13 protein-coding genes are annotated in these 17,372 nt (G+C 60.0%); 3 read left to right on the forward strand and 10 right to left on the reverse strand.

Features of this window, described 5'->3' with window-relative positions:
* Positions 1-15: 15 nt before the first annotated feature.
* Genes I554_RS0101320 through I554_RS26145 form a run of 5 tightly spaced genes read right to left on the reverse strand, consistent with a single transcriptional unit; the run spans position 16 to position 4,861 of the window.
* On the reverse strand, positions 16-651 hold the full coding sequence (locus tag I554_RS0101320) for a TIGR04282 family arsenosugar biosynthesis glycosyltransferase (RefSeq protein ID WP_024575409.1): 636 nt from the start codon (positions 649-651) through the stop codon (positions 16-18).
* Complete coding sequence (locus tag I554_RS0101325; RefSeq protein ID WP_024575410.1) at positions 632-1,321, reverse strand: TIGR04283 family arsenosugar biosynthesis glycosyltransferase; 690 nt, start codon at positions 1,319-1,321, stop codon at positions 632-634. The genes I554_RS0101320 and I554_RS0101325 overlap by 20 nt, the downstream gene beginning before the upstream one ends.
* Positions 1,322-1,359: 38 nt before the next feature.
* The gene (locus I554_RS0101330; protein WP_024575411.1) at positions 1,360-2,058 is read right to left on the reverse strand and encodes a VTT domain-containing protein; all 699 of its coding nucleotides are present in this window, start codon (positions 2,056-2,058) and stop codon (positions 1,360-1,362) included.
* A gap of 58 nt (positions 2,059-2,116) precedes the next feature.
* Positions 2,117-2,986 (reverse strand): S-methyl-5'-thioadenosine phosphorylase, encoded by an 870-nt coding sequence (locus I554_RS0101335; RefSeq protein WP_024575412.1) that lies wholly within the window; start codon positions 2,984-2,986, stop codon positions 2,117-2,119.
* 15 nt (positions 2,987-3,001) lie between these two features.
* Positions 3,002-4,861, reverse strand: a complete 1,860-nt coding sequence (locus tag I554_RS26145; RefSeq protein ID WP_029659433.1) for a radical SAM protein — start codon at positions 4,859-4,861, stop codon at positions 3,002-3,004.
* A gap of 317 nt (positions 4,862-5,178) precedes the next feature.
* On the opposite strand from I554_RS26145, the gene I554_RS0101345 reads away from it, so the two are divergent.
* Both I554_RS0101345 and I554_RS27140 read left to right on the forward strand, forming a co-directional pair.
* Positions 5,179-6,549: a hypothetical protein gene (locus I554_RS0101345; protein ID WP_204366232.1), complete on the forward strand. Its 1,371-nt coding sequence runs from the start codon at positions 5,179-5,181 to the stop codon at positions 6,547-6,549.
* Between the two features lie 921 nt (positions 6,550-7,470).
* Complete coding sequence (locus I554_RS27140; RefSeq protein WP_024575416.1) at positions 7,471-7,656, forward strand: hypothetical protein; 186 nt, start codon at positions 7,471-7,473, stop codon at positions 7,654-7,656.
* Positions 7,657-7,719: 63 nt separating this feature from the next.
* Here I554_RS27140 and I554_RS0101360 read toward each other — a convergent pair whose 3' ends face one another.
* The 3 genes from I554_RS0101360 to I554_RS0101370 are packed head-to-tail and all read right to left on the reverse strand — an operon-like array spanning position 7,720 to position 12,691.
* A complete protein-coding gene (locus I554_RS0101360) occupies positions 7,720-10,878 on the reverse strand; it encodes a CusA/CzcA family heavy metal efflux RND transporter (RefSeq protein ID WP_024575417.1) in 3,159 nt (1,052 codons plus the stop codon).
* On the reverse strand, positions 10,875-12,287 hold the full coding sequence (locus tag I554_RS0101365; protein ID WP_024575418.1) for an efflux RND transporter periplasmic adaptor subunit: 1,413 nt from the start codon (positions 12,285-12,287) through the stop codon (positions 10,875-10,877). The genes I554_RS0101360 and I554_RS0101365 overlap by 4 nt, the downstream gene beginning before the upstream one ends.
* Positions 12,284-12,691 (reverse strand): FixH family protein, encoded by a 408-nt coding sequence (locus tag I554_RS0101370; protein ID WP_024575419.1) that lies wholly within the window; start codon positions 12,689-12,691, stop codon positions 12,284-12,286. The genes I554_RS0101365 and I554_RS0101370 overlap by 4 nt, the downstream gene beginning before the upstream one ends.
* Before the next feature lie 1,089 nt (positions 12,692-13,780).
* On the opposite strand from I554_RS0101370, the gene I554_RS0101375 reads away from it, so the two are divergent.
* Positions 13,781-14,224: a DUF302 domain-containing protein gene (locus I554_RS0101375; RefSeq protein ID WP_024575420.1), complete on the forward strand. Its 444-nt coding sequence runs from the start codon at positions 13,781-13,783 to the stop codon at positions 14,222-14,224.
* Between the two features lie 655 nt (positions 14,225-14,879).
* Here the strand turns inward: I554_RS0101375 and I554_RS0101380 are convergent.
* Positions 14,880-15,353 carry a CopG family transcriptional regulator gene (locus I554_RS0101380; protein ID WP_024575421.1) on the reverse strand — a complete coding sequence of 158 codons (474 nt, stop codon included), beginning with the start codon at positions 15,351-15,353 and terminating at the stop codon, positions 14,880-14,882.
* Positions 15,304-17,328, reverse strand: coding sequence for a conjugal transfer protein TraG (locus I554_RS0101385; RefSeq protein ID WP_024575422.1), 2,025 nt, complete (start codon positions 17,326-17,328; stop codon positions 15,304-15,306). Before I554_RS0101385 ends, I554_RS0101380 begins: the two co-directional genes overlap by 50 nt.
* Positions 17,329-17,372: the final 44 nt, after the last annotated feature.

Here is a 17,372-nt window from a genome sequence, read left to right on the forward strand (position 1 = left end):
GTGCAGGACGCAACGCTAGTCGAGTTGAAGAAGCCCCGCGGCGCGGGCACGTTCATAGTCCGCCGGCGTATCGACATCCCAAAGCGTTGCGGTTTCAAAATGCCGCAGTTGCAGGCTTCGCAGACGCCTTCGCGTCTGCTCCATGACGCTTTCGGTTCCCCATGAGATTTTGTCGAAAAGTTGCGGAACGGCCTTCCGCAATCCGATCAATGCATACCCGCCATCCTCCGCGGGGACGAAAGCGGCATCCGCTCCGTCTCTCAGTGCCTGTGCGCAGCGAATCAGATGAGCCGGCGTCAAGGCCGGGCAATCCGTTCCGATCAGGAGCAGCGGTCGATCGCGCGTCAGGACTTCGAAGGCCAGCAGCATTCGCGAGCCAAGATCCTCGCCTGCCTGATCATGCAGGTCGAGACCGTACCTTTCCTTCATACGATGAAACAGGTTGTGGGAACGATCAGGCGCGCACCAAAGCGAGATCGGCCGCAACGGCGAGGCATGCACCAGCCTGAGGGTTAGACCGATCAAAAGGCTCTGCAGATCGGCGGCGCCCTGCGGGCCAAGAAGGGGGATGAGGCGCGTCTTGGCAAAGCCTGCGACTGGAGCCTTTGCGAAGACAGCGACGCCGGCCCGATCAGTTGCGCCGAGGTTCATAGCCATACCTGACAGCAAGATCGAACGGGTCGGCTCCCAAAAAATAGGCAAGCCGCAGACGCCACATCAGGACGATGGTCCTCAGGACTCCATGTTTTTCCCACCGCCGTCCTGATGTTGTCACTTTCAGAGACAAACAGGCGGGGCGCCCAAGCCGTCTCAAGACCTTCGAAATGGCAAGGTCTTCCATCAGGGGGATATCGGGAAACCCGCCAATACGCTCAAACACGTCCCTGCGAACAAAGATCGCCTGATCGCCCGTCGCAATGCCCGTCAGCCGTGACCGCGAATTCATCAGACGAGCGACAATTCCGAGCGCGGCCAGATCGGACCTGATCTTGACATCGAATCGCCCCCACAGTCCGCCACTGTCGCCCAGCGCAGTGGCAATTTCTTCGCAGGCACGGTCCGGAAGCGTCGTATCCGAGTGAAGAAAAAGCAGATAGCGGCCCCTGGCAAGGGCCGCCCCGGCGTTCATCTGCGATGCTCGACCGCGAGGTGCAGCAATCGCGAGATCGCAGAACTCCGATGCCACGGCAAGCGTCATGTCTGCGCTGCCTCCGTCAACAACGATGACTTCGACACCCGATCCGCGCAGTGACTGCAACGCGCCAAGCGCCGCGTCGATTTCTTGCGCCTCGTTCAGGACCGGGATGATGATCGTCAACATGAATGGACCATTTTCAGATGACGAAGCGGGACATGATACTAGGCCACTTCAACGCCGGCCTGTCGAAGCATCGCCCGCGCCTTTCGCGTGATGATCGCGATTGCCGCGAAAGTTGCAACGAGCCCGAGAACGAGAAGCAATATCCTCGATATCCTTGCGTCGTCGCTTGCAGCGGCCGCCCGTCCCAGCGTGCCGACATAGACATAGAGGGAGGTTCCGGGGATGATCCCGAAGAAAGTTGCGACCGCGTACTGCACGAACGCGACGTTTGTTGCGCCGAAGAAGTAGTTCTGCAGGTTAAAGGGCACGAGCGGACTGAGCCGAAGAAGGCCGACGATTTTCCATCCGTCCGTCTTTACCGCGGCGTCAAGCGCCTTGAGCACCGGCCGATTCTGAATCATGACCTTGACGCGTTCGCGAAATGCATAGCGAGCGATTAAAAAGGCGAGAACCGCGCCGACCGAGGCCGAGGTAACAACCAGCGGAATCGCCAAAAGCCCGAATGCGAGGCCGGCAGAAACCGTCAGCACCCACGTCGGCAAAAGCAAAACGACTGCAGTCACATATCCCGCGGCAAAGATCGCAATTCCGACGGCGCCCAGCCCATTCACCCAGTCCGTGAATAATCGCAGCCAGTCCTGCAACGGCAGGAAAAAACCTGCCGCAGCGGCGGCGAGCACCGCAACAATCAAGCCAATCGACCAAATCGTGCGTGAAGAGGCTCCCTGCTCCGTCATTGCGGCATCTCATGTTGCACCGAGTCGACACCCGGTGAATATGCCGCCGTCGCGCTATTCATTTCAGGACGCGCCCCGCGACAACATCGAGCTTGGCGACGAGCGCCGGATCCCGCGCCTGTGACGACGTGATGATCGCATGCTCAAGCGCCCGGTCGGACCCGATCGGGCATGGTTCGTGTTCTGACGGGAAGTCTTGAGCCAGGCGCATGATCAAGTGCTTGGCCTGTTCCGCGTTGCTTAGTAGTGTCTCGATGACCTTGGATACATCGACCGTGCCGTGGTCGAGATGCCAACTGTCATAGTCCGTCACCATCGCAACCGTCGCGTAGCAAAGCTCTGCCTCGCGCGCGAGCTTTGCCTCCGGCATATTCGTCATGCCGATGACGTCGCATCCCCACGATCTGTAGATGCGACTTTCGGCCAGTGTCGAGAATTGCGGACCTTCCATGGCAAGATACGTGCCGCCACGATGGAACGGTATCCCCTCGACCTCTGCAGCTGAAGCGACATGGCCGACCAGCAGGGGGCTCACCGGCTCGGCAAACGCGACGTGAGCGACGCACCCGTTTCCAAAGAACGATTTCTCGCGGGCAAATGTCCTGTCCAGGAACTGATCGACAAGAACGAACATGCCTGGCGAAAGCTCCTCACGCAGCGATCCGCATGCAGACAAAGATATCAGGTCGGTCACGCCAACGCGTTTCATTGCATCGATGTTGGCGCGATAATTGATCCCGCTCGGCGACAATTTATGGCCGCGCCCGTGCCGCGGCAGAAATGCTACGGGCATGCCGCTCAACTCTCCGATGAGCAGATCGTCTGATGGCTTTCCCCATGGCGTATCGACGGGCGTCCACTTGGCTTCGCCGAAGCCAGGGAGATCATAGAGCCCCGAGCCGCCAATGATGCCGAGAAATGATTTCATGCTATCGCCGACCCGTCATTTGCCAGAACACGATGAGCCCCCGAGGACACAGAACTGTGCGCAGTACGGGTGGTTAAGAGGCACAGCGCGGTCGGCCTCCTTCAGGGTGGCGCCAAGCTCAAACGCTTCGTCATAAGGCAGCAGCGTACACGCGAGTACGGCGGGTCGCTCCGCGCCCTTGCGCTTGACAACCATTCGCGACGACGAGCACATCACGTCATCGGGCGACTTATTCAAGATGTCCCAGCAATCCGTCGTGATTTCCGGAACATCCCGCGCTGCTTCCATTTCAGGGAACAGGATCAGCGGCTGCGATTGTCCGCCGGTGACAGAGATACCGGCCTCGGATAGAACACGCTCGTAACCGGCTCGCTGAGCCGCGGTGTCCTCGCCCCACATGGTCCGGCCTGCGACTGAGACATTGAAGCCATTCTTCCCGAGCCACAAAAGGCCTGCAAACGCAGCCGCGAAGGTGCCGGGCCCACGCTCTTCCTCATGGCGTTCGGTGCTATAGTGATCCAGCGACACTCTGACGCTGAGGCACGCACCGAAGCGATCCTTGAGATCGACCAGCGCCTTTTTGTGCCTTTGCATCGGGCGCATGGCGTTTGTCAAAATGAGAACCTTAAATCCGCGCGTCAGGCAGTCTTCCAGAATTCCGATGATGTCGGGATTCATGAAAGGCTCGCCGCCGGTCAGCCCGATCTCCTCCGTTGGAAGATTGTCTGTGGCGATCTCGTCGAGGAACCCTGCAACCTCGAGCCTGCTGATGTAGACGAGGCGGTCATTCCTGGGGCTGGATTCGATGTAGCAATTCTTGCAGGTGATGTTGCAGAGCGTGCCGGTGTTGATCCACAGCGTCGTCAGCTTTTTCAGACTGACTGAGGCGCGGCGCTCGCCTTTAGCCGTCAAAACCGGGTCTTTGAATTTTGCATTGTCCAAACGCGGTGTGTTGTCGCGGTCCAGCCGAGGCCATGCGTGGTCGAGCGCTGCCGGCTTCCTTCGGGACGGTGTGCGGAGCGGATCACGGAGCGGACGCCATACCGCTGTCCCCTCATTGATCGCCGCGCCGCGTTCGCGAATTTCGCGCAACGGCAGCACATCGCAGCTAGGCCAAATGCCCGTCTCAAGTGCCGCCGCGTAGCCTTCCGGCAAACCCGCATCCCTGATCTTCCGGGCGGCCGTCCCGAAATCATAGTCGAGCGCGCGGTGCTGGATGGAGATCATCTCGCCATCAGCCTCGATAATGCTGAACCAGACCCGCGGCGTGCCGTCGTTCGCTGGCATGCCGATGGCGCCGGCGTTATGCCAGAGCCTGCCGTCGATGACCTGCGTGAACGGCAGGCCACTATGTCCGCCGATGATCCCGTCAACGCCGGCATGATCGAGTTCGCTGGCCTTTTCCGCTGCCGGCGTGGACGAGAAGATAAACCGGTTAATGATTCGGGAACTACCGTGAACTACGGCGAACCGCGCGCCGCCGACTTCGACGTCGATCCTGCGAGGTAAACCCGCCATCCAAGATCTCAGCTCGGCGCTGATCTCGTGGTCCGCATGGCTGAACCATGCGCTCGAAAGCCGTTGACACGCGCTGTCATCGGGGAAACCGCAGCCACAATCCAGAGCGTTGTCCGCCAGACTCTCCTCGCAGTTGCCCATGACAACATGGCAACCGGCCTCTCGCACCAGCGCCGCCGTTGCAGCGGCATCCGCCCCATAGGCCACAACATCGCCAGTACAGATAACTCGCGCCGAAGGTATCGATAGCCGCGCGGCTTCGTCCAGCAGAGCTCGGGTCGCCTCCAGATTGCTGTACGCACCCCCAAAAACTACCACCGGCCCATCGCAGCACAAGATCGGAACATTTGCGTTCATGCATCAATTCTTTTCAGCGGGTCCACATCAAGGAACGCGCGAGCGAGCACAACAAGCCTTTCAGGAGGCATCCTGCACGGCATTTTTACCCTTTAAGAGTCATTCGCAGAGCGGCTCCAAAAGGTTACGCGGAATCCAAAAAATAAACTTGCGGTGTCAGGGGATGCGCCTTGGTAGAAACGGGCACAGCATGCGCCCGCTTTCGGCCCTGCATCACGCGTCAGCGCGCCCAACGGTAGAAAATGATGGACTCTGCGGCTCCCTGGATCGTTCTTGCGTCATATTGCCTTGTCACCTGGTGGGTCACGCCGAAGCGTGTGAACACCGATCAGTTTTTTGACGGCCGCAGCGATTCGGGAGCACCTCCGGGTATTTGGCTGGTGGCAATGAGCGCGGCGGTAACCTGGATTTTCGCAAAGTCAATTGCAAACGCAGCGGACTTGTCGGCGGCGTTCGGATGGATCGGCGGAGCCGGCTACACCATCTATTACTTCAGCTTCATCGTCGCCGGCGTTGCCATCTATTTTCTGCGCACCCGTGGCGGCTACAAATCTCTTCCGCACATGCTCATCAGCAAGTATGGCGGCCTCTGCACCAAGCTGTTTCTGATTACCATCGGATTCAGGCTGTTGAATGAAGTCTGGTCCAACACCAAGGTCATGTCGCTCTATTTCGGCGCAGAAGGCTCGCTGCCTTATTGGCTCGCAGTGGTCGCCATTACCTTGTTCACGCTGTCGTACGCGTGGTCCGGGGGAATGCGCGCAAGTCTGTTGACCGATCGCCTGCAGACGATCCTCCTCTTTGTGCTTCTGGGGATAGTTTTGGCCGTACTTCTACCGGACCTCGAAAGCAAGGGCGTCCCAGCAGTCGACGATCGGACCTGGAATGCCGGATTGACCTTCTGTGCTCTCGCGGCGATCCAGATTTTCTCTTATCCGTTTCATGACCCGGTTATGACCGATCGCGGCTTCCTGTCTAGACCAAGGGACATGCTGAAAAGCTTCATTCTCGCTGGCGTCCTGAGCGGCGCGGCCATTTTTCTGTTCAGCCTTATTGGACTGTACGGGAGAGCCTATGGCCTGCCCGTCAACCCGACCGTCAGTGTTCCGGCCTCGTTCGGCCTGATCATGATGCTGATCTTCAACGGCGTCATGTTGCTTTCGGGCGGATCGACGATCGACTCAACCTTTACCAGCGTGGCAAAACTCACTGCTTTGGACTGGCGCGGCGGCTGGGCACAGGTTGCGGGGCGACACCTGACAACCGGGCGCGTGGCTATCCTCGCGGCCGCGGTGATAGGAAACTTGCCGCTGCTGACGATTTACGCTGGTGACCGGGTCGGCCCGGCCATCATCGCCGCCACGACTATCAGCGGGACGATGGTGATGGGTCTGGCGCCAATCTTCCTGCTGTCATGGCTTCGTTCAGCGAGCGCGCTGAGTTTCCACCTCGCATTCTGGCCGGGTCTCGTCATTGGCGTGCTGCGTGCCATTGAGACCTTTATGCGCATCAGCATTTTTCCGTCAAGCCTCTCGCTCGGCGATGGAAAATATGCACTCGATCTCGGTCTGAACGCTTATGGGCTTTTGATCTGTACGAGTGGCTTTCTTGTCGGAGCGATCCTCAGCTTTCTTTTTCAACGCTCCAAAAACAGCACGCAGAGCGCCGCAGGTAGAGCTGCGACCTGACCTCAACTTGGCAAAATTCCCGCTCACCGCGATCTCGCACGCCACGTACGTCTTCGGCCAATGATACAGACACCGGTAATAAAGGCGGTTTTTGTCCTCGCTATTGCGGGAGAACCGGTCGCGGCGCAGATTCATGCTACGGCACAAATGACACCAACCTTAATTCCGGGCGTTGTCGTAGAAGCCTCGGTCACGCCCGTTCGTTGGCTCGGACTAGTCCCAACACGGGCGGTTCGGTTTGAATTAACGATCTCGGTTGACCGCCGCGTGAGTCCGTTCTCGGCTATCAAGTACGAGTGCCACTTTCTCAGTCCCAGCGGGTACGAGATCGGGTTGGCTTCGCGCGGTGTGGCGGGGCGTGAGGCATTCGCAGCAGAAAATGGACAATTGATATCGCGAGCGCATGAGGAGCTTCCTGACAACGGGAAAGCCGATATCCACTGTCGAGCGACGGAGATCCATAGATGACGTTCTGAAGGCCAGAATAGCGGCTGGTGCAGTCGGAGCGCCTGGATCTCTGAAAGCTCCGGTTGGTGGCTTTGAATCCGTAAAGGTAGATCAAGGTGGGCACGGAACGGAGGACATCGGCTCGCGTTTGTCCCCCTATGGCGAGGCCACACCGAACGGAACCGGTTCCGACTTGGCTGACGGGTACCTTGATTGTGGGTGCCTTCGCAGCGCTGGTTTGGGCCGAATACCGCCGGCCTCTTCGAACCCAGAGAGAATCAAAAAGCACGAAACGCGCGCGACCTGGCCGTCGCTAGGCTTAACGCGGCAATTTGAGTCTTCTGGAAAAGCCGGTCGTCGACCCGATATCGCGTCTTGTTGCACAGCGTCGCATGGGGCTGTTGCCTCGACTCGGGCTTCCGAAGTGGCTTAAGGTGCTACTTGCCGTGCTGATGATGATTACACTCTTTACTTGTGGCGCGTGCTTATCATCATAATCCTGTCCTCTGGCGGTTTCATGCCGTTCACGATGCCGATCTCGACATGGACGCCTCGACCGCACTTCGCTTCCATTTTGGCGAAATGGCGCTGTCGGCGCCCTATCGCGCCGCTCAGATCGCCGTGATCGGCGCCTCACACGCACGCGCCAGCTCACGCTAACGGTTAGTCGCGGTAAGCAACGTTCCAGCCGCGTCCTACCGCTGGTAAACTTTTGCGCGCGGTTCACCGAACTGATGCTATTCGGCCGGCTGCGAGTGTGCCCTGAGCCCGGTCTGTGAGTGGCCTCCCCTTAATGAGCCCGTAAATCGCGGGGATTACAACCAATGTAAGGATGGTCGACGAGATCATCCCGCCTATCATTGGCACCGCGATCCGTTGCATGATCTCTGAACCCGTTCCGGTGCTCCACATGATCGGCAGCAAGCCTGCCATGATCGCAACGACCGTCATCATCTTCGGCCGCACGCGCTCCACCGCGCCTTCCATGATCGCGTCGTAAAGATCATGACGTGTCAAAGGCCGGCCCTCGGCATGGCGTTGTGCCTTGATCTCCTCGAACGCTTGATTGAGATAGATCAGCATCACGACACCGGTCTCAGCCGCGACGCCGGCCAGTGCGATGAAGCCGACGACGACCGCCACCGACAGGTTATATCCAAGCCACCACATCAGCCACAGGCCGCCCACCAGGGCGAATGGCAGCGATAGCATGACAATCATCGTCTCGGTCAAGGACCGAAAGTTGAGATAGAGCAGGAGGAAAATGATCAGCAGCGTTACCGGCACCACAATCTTCAGCCGTGCTGTCGCGCGCTCCAGATATTCGTACTGCCCGCTCCAGAGGACGTAGGCCCCCGGCGGAAACCGAATGCTGGCCTTCACCGCATTCTGGGCGTCGGCCACATAGCCGCCGAGATCGCGGTCGCGGATATCCACATAGATGTAAACCGCCAGTTGTCCGTTCTCGGTGCGGATTGAGGTCGGGCCGCGCGACGGGGTGACCTTAGCGACCTCGGCGAGCGGCACGGCACCGCCATTCGGCATCGGCACGAGGACATCGCGGGCAATCGCCTGCGGATCGCTGCGCAGCTCTCGCGGATAGCGCATATTAACGCTGAATCGCTGGCGGCCCTCAACGGTCGTCGTCACCGTCTGGCCGCCAAGTGCCGTCGCAATGACGTCCTGCACGTCCTGGATCATGATTCCGTAGCGTGCCAACGCGGCTCGATTAGGCATGATGTCGAGATAGTAGCCGCCAATCCCGCGCTCGGCGTAGGCTGACGAGGTACCGGGGACAGCTTTCAGAACCTGCTCGATCTGCTTGGCCAATTTGTCGATCTCGACAAGGTCCGTGCCGATGACCTTCACGCCAATTGGCGTGCGGATGCCGGTCGAAAGCATGTCGATGCGCGCCTTGATCGGCATGGTCCATGCATTCGAGACGCCGGGAAACTGCAAAGCGCGGTCCATCTCGGCGGTCAGACTTTCGAGCGTGACGCCCGGCCGCCACTCCTCCTTCGGCTTCAGGTTGATCACCGTCTCGAACATCTCGGTCGGCGCCGGGTCCGTTGCCGTCGACGCCCGACCCGCTTTGCCGTAGACCGAAGCGACTTCCGGAAATGTTCGGATGATCCTGTCCTGCATCTGCATCAGCTCGCCGGCCTTCGTCACTGAAATACCGGGCAGCGTGGTCGGCATGTAAAGCAGCGTGCCCTCATTCAGATTCGGCATGAACTCGGTGCCAAGCTGCCGGGCAGGCCAGATGGTCACTGCAAGAACCGCGAGCGAGACGACGATCACTAGTGTTTTGGCGCGCATTACCCCTTTTATGATGGGCCGGTAAATCCAGATCAGGAACCGATTAATCGGGTTCCGGTACTCGGCAATGATTCTGCCGCGGACGCAGATCACCATGAGAGCCGGCACCAGCGTAATCGACAAGAGAGCCGCCGCCGCCATCGCAAATGTCTTGGTGAAAGCCAACGGGCTGAACAACCGCCCCTCCTGCGATTCCAGCGTGAAGATCGGCATGAATGACACCGTGATGATCAGCAGGCTGAAAAACAGCGCCGGCCCGACCTGGGAAGCGGAGGCGATCAGGATATCGAGTCGCGAGCGACCGGGTTCGGCTCGTTCCAGATGCTTGTGCGCGTTCTCGATCATGACGATCGCCGCATCGACCATGGCGCCGATCGCAATCGCGATGCCGCCCAGGCTCATGATGTTCGAGCCAATCCCGAGCAGCTTCATCGCGCCAAACGCCATCAAAACGCCGACGGGCAGCATCAGGATCGCGACCAGCGCACTGCGAAAATGGAGCAGGAAGACGATGCAGACCAACGCGACGACGGCGCTTTCCTCGAACAGCGTGCGTTTGAGGGTCTCAATGGCTGCATTGATCAGATTCGAGCGATCATAGACTGGAACGATCTCAACGGATTTTGGCAGGCTGCTTGCAATATCGGCAAAGCGCTTCTTGACGTTCTGGATCACGTCGAGAGCATTGACGCCGAAACGCTGTAGAATGATGCCACTCGCTACCTCGCCCTCGCCGTTGAGCTCGGTGATGCCGCGGCGTTCGTCCGGACCAAGCTCAACGCGCGCCACATCGCGCAGCAACACAGGCGTTCCATTGTTGATCTTGAGGACGATATCTCCAAGATCGTTGATGTTCTTGAGATAGCCTCTGCCGCGGACGACATATTCGAACTCCGAGAGTTCGACGGTACGGCCGCCGACATCGGCATTGCTGGCACGGATCGCTTCGCGCATCTTCTGCATCGTGATGCCGAGATCGCGCATCCGTTGAGGATCGAGGATCACGTTGTATTGGCGGACAAAGCCGCCGACGCTGGCGACTTCGGCCACACCTTCTGCCTTGGCTAGCGCAAATCGCAGGTTCCAGTCCTGAAGAGCACGCGTCTCCGATAGATTGAGCTCCTTCGACATCACCGCATATTGGTAGACCCACCCCACGCCAGTGGCATCAGGCCCGATCGTCGGCGTGACCCCGGACGGCAGTCGCGACGTTGCAGCATTGAGGAACTCCAGCACCCGCGAACGCGCCCAATAGATATCGGTGCCGTCTTCGAAAATGACGTAGACGAAAGAAACGCCAAAGAACGAGAATCCGCGCACCACTTTCGAGCGCGGCACGGTGAGCATCGCAGTGCTCAATGGATAGGTGACCTGATCCTCGATCACCTGAGGCGCTTGCCCGGGATATTCCGTATAGATGATCACCTGCGTGTCGGAGAGGTCCGGGATGGCGTCGAGCGGCAGATGGACGAGCGCGTAGAGACCCGCCGCCGCTGCGAATCCGGCGCCGAACAACACAAGCAGGAGATTGCGGGCCGACCACTCGATGAGGCGGGCGATCATGGCTGCGTTCCTCCATCGGCGAAGCCTTTGAGCGCTGCCTTGAGGTTGCTTTCCGCGTCGATCAGGAACGTGGCGGCGACGACGACCGCCTCTCCTTCGGTGACGCCTTCGCGCACCTCGACGTAGCCGTCCCCGCGATGACCGAGCTTCACGTCGCGCGGCTCGAACCGGCCCTGTCCCTTGTCGACGAACACCGCCTGCCTTGTGCCTGTATCAAGAACGGCGCTCTCGGGAACCGCAAGCACGGGGTCGGGTTGGCCCGTGTTGATCTCGGCGTCCACGTACATATCGGGAAGCAGTGCGCCATCCGGATTGGACAGCTCGATCCGCACCCGCGCCGTGCGGGTCTCGCGGTTCACCTGCGGATAGATCACGCCGATCTTGCCGGTAAACTGCCGGCCGGGAAAGCTGCGTGCTCTCACGGCCACCGGTTGTCCTACAACAACGGTACCGAGATCGCGCTCCGCAATATCGACCAGCGCCCAAAGCATCGAGGTGTCGGCAACACGGAACAGGACATCTCCAGGCTGCGCGCGCATGCCTTCGATCGCATTCCGCTCCAGCACGATACCGTCGCGCGGCGCCGACCATTCCACTGCAACCGGGACGGCACGGCTTCTCTCCATGGCCGCGATCACGGTATCCGGAACGTCGAGGTTTTCCAGCCGACGCCGCGAACCGCGCCCGGACACTTCATCGCCACTAGTGATCTTCGATTTCATCACCGCAACGTAGTCGGCCGCGGCACTTGAAATCGCAGGACTGTAGATTTCTAGCAGCGGCTGGCCTCTGCTAACCCGCGTGCCGGTCGTGACGTTGGCGACCTTTTGCACCCAGCTTTCCGACCTCATCGAGACGACCGAGATACGCCGCTCATCGAGCTGGATCGTGCCCGGTGCGCGAATTACCGTGCGGATGACGCGCAAAGCTGCCGGTTCCGATTTCACGCCAGTGCGCTGGATTTTTCCCCGCGACAGCTTGATCGAGCCATCGTCGCTGTCATCGCCTTCATAGACAGGGATGTAATCCATTCCCATCGAATCCTTCTTCGGAACGGGCGACATATCAGGGAGCCCCATCGGGTTGCGGTAATATTTGATCCTTCGATCCATTGGCGCCGCGACTGCTTCCGGAGCAGATGCCTCATCGAAGCTGATGTCCGCGCTGGCCGGTACGCCGCGATAGTCGCGCCCGTCCGGTGTCTTCCTCGGCGTCAGTGAATAGAACGGCTTGCCATCCGGGTCCCGATAGTAGATCGGCTCGCCATTCGTCTGAGCCGCCGCGGGCATAATCGTCGCGGTGCGCGACACCTCGATGGACCGCAGGTCGGTGCGGCCAGCAACGAAGCCGCCAGCCGCCGCCGCGATCAACGCGGCAGCGGCGATGCTTGCCAAAATGACGCGGCTCATCTTTCCGCCGTGACGACGAGCTTGCTTTCAACCGTGCCGGTTTCGCCTTGCACTTTCGCGCCCAGTGAAAGCTGCCAGCGGCCCGCCATGCTGACTATCGCCTTGAAGCGATAGGTGCCCGGCTCCGTGCCCGGTACGGGCGCGACCTTGGTGGCCATTTCCTGCATCCCGTCCGGCGCCATGTCGAGACGGGTTGCGAAGATGACTGCGTCAGGCACGACCTTGCCCGTGGTCTTGTTGACAAGCCGAACAGTGATAATCCGGTCAGGGCCAGCTTTGATCGTCTGATCGACGAGCTGAAATTCATAATCCTTGATGTCGGCGCGCGCGACAGTGACCGCACCGGTCGTGGCAACACAGATGAACGCCGCCGCTAAGGCGCGCGAATAGTTCAGCGTTTTCATTTTTAGAGTCCTCAATGTCCCAGGTCTGCCGCAAGGCGGCATGCGTCTATCCGCACGGCGTGAGCCGTGCGGCAGCGAACGGCGTGGCAACGCCGATCAGACCAACATTCGAGGAGGATGTTCGGGAGGAGCGCTACCCAAGCTCTCGGCGATTGTGTCGACGACAGCAAAAAACAGTTCGCGCGTTGGGAGCTGCACTACGATTGCGCTTGCGGACGGTTGCGCCTGGGCGTTCTTTAGCATGCATATCGCAACAAGCGGACAGTCCGAACAATCATTCTTGTTCTGCTCATCTGGACAGCAGGGCATTTCGGCGGACATATCGGTCATCGAGACGGCGGACAGCCTTTTGGCTGCTGCTGGCGTCGCCAGCGGCGCAACTACCAGCCCTACGATACGAAAATCGCGAGCAACCGACCGAAAAATAGACGACAATTCATAGGCTAAACCTTATCCGGACTTGCGACCTCTGAAAAGACCCACGACCTCACAATCTCGCCAGCCGATGTCTTTCTTGTGTTCGGTCTAGAAACCATTAATTAGTCGCGAGCGCGTGGGGGCAGCCCGCCGCCCGACAGTGGGACACTGGGCACGAACCTTGACTGAGCAACCAGCTGGTTTTTCGAGGGGACAGATGTGCGAACCGCTGGTTGGTGGAAGGCTCTGCGGACAAATCCTGCGGATGTCCTTGCAAGAATCGGCGTGAAACCAAGCATGGGAATTTATTGATCTTTGCTCTGGCGATTGATAGTTCACGCAACAAATCGCGAAAGTCGCCCGCCGTGTCGTCGCATTGATATTGACTCAGCGCTGCTGCAAGTCGCCCGTCTCCGGTTGGCAGAAGGAGGTTTGACGAACTGTGATTTTATCGCGGGCGATGCATATGAGCTGGCGACGCTTGTCCATTCACCGAACGACACGGTTTTCTTCGCCAACGCCAGGCTCTGGCTTAGCGCCTGTCAGGGTGACGAGGACCAGACGGTCCGACATCACCGACTTGTGACTGATTTTTGCTAGTCAAATTATAGTGCCCGCGACGACTATCCTGTCACAAGCGTTTGGTCGGTAACGCGAAGAAGGAGTGCATACATGCGCCTTGTGATCGCAATGGTGATGGCTCTCGCCCTATTGCTGCCAGCAAGGGCGGACGAATTGGCCATCAGGCCGAGCAAACACCCGGTCAAAGAGACGCTCGACCGGCTGACCGCCGCGCTTAAGGACAAGGGTATTGCGCCTATCGCCCGGGTCGACCACGCCGCGGCAGCGAAGGCCGCCGGGCTTGAACTCAAGCCCGCCGAGGTCCTGCTGTTTGGCAATCCCAGGCTCGGCACGCCGCTGATGCAGGCCAACCGCCACATTGCAATCGACTTGCCGATGAAGGTGCTCGCGTGGGAGGACGACGCCGGCAAGGTGTGGATCGCCTACACGACGCCGGAGACACTCAAGGCGCGTTACAGGATCGATGACAAGGATGACGTCCTGAAGACCATGGCGGACGCGCTTGAGGCATTCACGAGCGCGGCCGCGAACTGAGCGCCGCACGCGATTACTGAAGAAGCGGACGATGCTGCTTGGGTAGGTCGCAGATTATCCGGATGGCTGGAAAGGTTCAGATCGGCACAAGCAGTGGTCCTTGCGTTTCATGGCACCGCCTTGGCCGTACGACCGCGTGAGGCTTCGCGGATCTTAAGTAGAACTCTCGTGACTATGCACCTGCAGTGTGGCGCGGCGAAGTCGCCGCTACCACAGCCGACGGGCGAGCAATCGGAAAGCAACGGCTGTCTTTCAAATGCGTGCGCGGATAGCGGCTGAAATCGATTCAGCCAATGTATTCCCGTATGGGCTTTGGCCGGAGATGGGTGCGCTTGGTCTTCATGGCATTTGCGGCGGCCGCTCGTAAGACAGGCGTAAGACACGTCGCTGCTGCAAGTCCGAAAGCCCAGATTGTTCGGAAATTGTAAGCCGTTCGCTAAAAAAACGCGGTTTGGCGCGCAGACCACATTACATATCGTCGCTTACACAAAAAGGCGGCCAAAATGCTGCTTAAAAAATCAAACTCGGAAGAAAATTGTACTTCGTAACGAGTATGCCGGCAGCCTCACGCGGACCGGCGTCAGACGTGGAGCAGATCAACCGCGGGCGAGATGTTCTACAGTCGTGCTGAATACCATTCCCGGCGAGATCATAACTAGCTCGAGGTAGATGTGTGACGATTCTCGCCGATCTCCCGGCTGAATTTAGGCCCTTTGGAAAGGCGCCGACCGAGCGCCTCCAGGAAGCTGTCGTACCGCTCGGCGGCCTTGGCGCGCGTAGCTGCCTGCGATGCGTCCGGCAGTTGCGGCGTGGAGGCGAGCCAAAAGCGGATGAACAGAGCTATGGTTTCAATCGCTATGCTTGTATCGCGTTCGAGCCGTTGCATGCCGCGATCAATGCCGTCGAGGCGCTTGGCTATGGTGGCTTCACGACGCTCATCGGCGTCTGGAGACAGGAAAGACGCAACCGCGGCCTCTGCAATCAGGGAACGGGACTGGTCACGCCGCGCGGCATAGTCGGAAAGGGAATTCATGAGGTCCGGCTCAAGGTAGACGGAGAGACGAACTTTCTTCTCCACCTTACAGCTCCATGCCGTCGCCCGGGTCGAGGGCAACCTGCCGCGCGACATTCCGGGCGTTGCGGGCGAGCGCCAGGATGGCATCGTCGTCACGCTCGTTTATGTCAGGATCGAACTCATTAATGGTTGGCTTCATGGATTCCGGCGCAATGTCCTTGTGCCGTTCGAGGCCGGGCTCGCGACGCAGGCCGGCATTGGCTGGATCGTTTTCCGCCTTGCTATCCTCGTGAGTGATGTTGGCGAGCACTGCGGTCCCAATACCCTGACCGTCATCCGCGACGGGCGCTGGCGGCTGGACGGGCGCGAGTGCGGACCAATCGTCGAGCTTGGGATTGCTTCCTCCTTCCGGGTGTTTCGGCGCCGGCAGGATGCGTTCCGCGAGCCGCCGGTCCTCGAAGTAGCGAGCTTTTTTGGCGCGGATCGGCGGAACTCCGGCGACCATGACGATCTCGTCGTCGGGAGGAAGTTGCATGACCTCGCCGGGCGTCATCAGCGGCCGCGCCGTCTCCGAGCGCGACACCATCAGATGGCCCAGCCAAGGAGAGAGCCGGTGGCCGGCGTAGTTCTTCATCGCCCGCATCTCAGTCGCCGTTCCGAGCGCGTCGGACACACGCTTGGCGGTGCGCTCGTCATTGGTCGCGAAGCTGACGCGCACATGGCAATTGTCCAGGATCGAGTTGTTGGCGCCATAGGCTTTCTCGATCTGATTCAGAGACTGCGCGATGAGGAAGGATTTCAGGCCGTAGCCTGCCATGAAGGCCAAAGCTGATTCAAAGAAGTCGAGGCGACCCAGCGCCGGGAATTCGTCTAGCATCAAGAGCACGCGGTGACGGCGGTGCGTCGCGTTCAGGTCCTCGGTGAGACGCCGGCCGATCTGGTTGAGGATGAGGCGGATCAGCGGCTTGGTACGGCTGATGTCGGACGGCGGCACGACAAGATAGAGTGTCGTCGGCTTCTCTTCTCCGGCAATGTCGGCGATGCGCCAGTCACAGCGCCGCGTCACCTGCGTCACGACGGGATCGCGGTATAATCCCAAGAACGACATGGCAGTGGAGAGCACACCGGAGCGCTCGTTCTCTGATTTGTTGAGCAACTCTCGGGCGGCCGAGGCGACAACGGGATGCGGCCCCTTCTTGCCGAGATGCGGCGTCGTCATCATCGCGACCAGCGTCGTCTCGATCGGACGCCGGGGATCGGAGAGGAACGACGCGACGCCGCCGAGTGTCTTATCTGGTTCGGCATAGAGAACATGCAGGATCGTGCCGACCAGCAGCGAATGGCTGGTCTTCTCCCAGTGATTGCGCCGCTCCAGAGAGCCTTCCGGGTCGACCAGCACGTCGGCGACATTCTGCACGTCGCGGACCTCCCATTCGCCGCGGCGAACCTCGAGTAGCGGGTTATAGGCAGCGCTCTCGGCGTTGGTCGGATCGAACAGCAGGACGCGGCCGAAGCGCGCCCGCAGGCCCGCAGTCAGGCCCCAGTTCTCGCCCTTGATGTCGTGGACGATGCAACTGCCCGGCCAGGTCAGGAGCGACGGCACCACGAGGCCGACGCCCTTACCGCTGCGGGTCGGGGCGAAACACAGCACATGCTCCGGTCCGTCGTGACGCAGGTATGCGTCGCCGAGCCTGCCGAGCACGACTCCATCCGGCCCGAGCAGACCGGCCGCCTTGACCTCGCCGGCGTTCGCCCAGCGCGCCGAGCCATAGGTCTCGGCATGCGCGGCTTCGCGGGCGCGCCAGACCGACATGCCGATGGCCACAGCGATGGAGACGAAACCGCCAGAGACGGCGATCAGCGCGCCCTCCAAAAAGATGTGGGGTGCGTACGCGTCATAGAAGTACCACCACCAGAAGAAGGCAGGCGGCGGATAGACCATCAGCCCCGCGAGATCTAACCACGGCGTTCCAAGCTGCGGCTGAAACCCGAGCCGCCACGCCGTCCACTGCGTCGCACCCCAGGTGGTGGCGAGAACGATGGCGAAGACGGTGAGAATCTGGCCCCAGAGAATCTTGGTCGCGGTCACGGCTCATTCCCTATTGCGAACTTAGAGCGTCAGAAAAGCGCGCG

Origin of the sequence: Afipia sp. OHSU_II-C1, assembly GCF_000497575.1 — a bacterium.
GTDB lineage: Bacteria > Pseudomonadota > Alphaproteobacteria > Rhizobiales > Xanthobacteraceae > Afipia.

Bases quoted from the DNA above. Each gene is read 5' to 3' on its own strand.
- I554_RS0101370 (WP_024575419.1), bottom strand. From the start codon at position 12,691: ATGAAAACGCTGAACTATTCGCGCGCCTTAGCGGCGGCGTTCATCTGT.
- I554_RS0101325 (WP_024575410.1), bottom strand. From the start codon at position 1,321: ATGTTGACGATCATCATCCCGGTCCTGAACGAGGCGCAAGAAATCGAC.
- I554_RS0101380 (WP_024575421.1), bottom strand. From the start codon at position 15,353: ATGTCGCGCGGCAGGTTGCCCTCGACCCGGGCGACGGCATGGAGCTGT.
- I554_RS0101320 (WP_024575409.1), bottom strand. From the start codon at position 651: ATGAACCTCGGCGCAACTGATCGGGCCGGCGTCGCTGTCTTCGCAAAG.
- I554_RS0101330 (WP_024575411.1), bottom strand. From the start codon at position 2,058: ATGACGGAGCAGGGAGCCTCTTCACGCACGATTTGGTCGATTGGCTTG.
- I554_RS0101335 (WP_024575412.1), bottom strand. From the start codon at position 2,986: ATGAAATCATTTCTCGGCATCATTGGCGGCTCGGGGCTCTATGATCTC.
- I554_RS0101365 (WP_024575418.1), bottom strand. From the start codon at position 12,287: ATGAGCCGCGTCATTTTGGCAAGCATCGCCGCTGCCGCGTTGATCGCG.
- I554_RS0101360 (WP_024575417.1), bottom strand. From the start codon at position 10,878: ATGATCGCCCGCCTCATCGAGTGGTCGGCCCGCAATCTCCTGCTTGTG.
- I554_RS26145 (WP_029659433.1), bottom strand. From the start codon at position 4,861: ATGAACGCAAATGTTCCGATCTTGTGCTGCGATGGGCCGGTGGTAGTT.
- I554_RS0101375 (WP_024575420.1), top strand. From the start codon at position 13,781: ATGCGCCTTGTGATCGCAATGGTGATGGCTCTCGCCCTATTGCTGCCA.